Source organism: Vibrio sp. S457-15, assembly GCF_000960545.1.
In the GTDB taxonomy this organism is placed as follows: Bacteria; Pseudomonadota; Gammaproteobacteria; order Enterobacterales; family Vibrionaceae; genus Vibrio; species Vibrio parahaemolyticus.
The window spans coordinates 1-506 of the sequence record NZ_JYOQ01000171.1; the positions used below are offsets into that span (position 1 = coordinate 1).

Annotated in this window: 2 tRNA genes and 1 rRNA gene; all 3 read right to left on the reverse strand. The window is 46.2% G+C overall.

Annotated elements, in window-relative coordinates:
* Positions 1–131: 131 nt before the first annotated feature.
* A tRNA-Ala gene (locus UF05_RS17315) sits at positions 132–207 on the reverse strand.
* Between the two features lie 41 nt (positions 208–248).
* Positions 249–325, reverse strand: a tRNA-Ile gene (locus tag UF05_RS17320).
* Positions 326–390: 65 nt separating this feature from the next.
* Positions 391–506: ribosomal RNA gene (locus UF05_RS17325) — 16S ribosomal RNA — on the reverse strand; the annotation flags it as partial.

The following is a 506-nucleotide window of genomic DNA, read 5'->3' on the forward strand; positions in this document are numbered from 1 at the left end:
TAAAGACAAACATTGAGAACTTTACAAACAACAATAAATTGTTGTTTTGTCAGCTTTCCAAATTGTTAAAGAGCTAATCACTTCTAATGAAGTAACCATTTTTAAAAGCACTCATCGAATGCGCTTAAAGATGGTGGAGCTATGCGGGATCGAACCGCAGACCTCCTGCGTGCAAGGCAGGCGCTCTCCCAGCTGAGCTATAGCCCCATCAAGGTGTCGATACTGTATGCCAACTCCCTAAAAGGAATTGGTGGGTCTGAGTGGACTCGAACCACCGACCTCTCGCTTATCAGGCGAACGCTCTAACCACCTGAGCTACAGACCCAGTATCGTCTCTTTTACATAAACCGTATCAATCTGTGTGGACACTCATCGTGAATAATCATCGTTTAAGGAGGTGATCCAGCGCCAGGTTCCCCTAGCGCTACCTTGTTACGACTTCACCCCAGTCATGAACCACAAAGTGGTAAGCGTCCCCCCGAAGGTTAAACTACCTACTTCTTTTG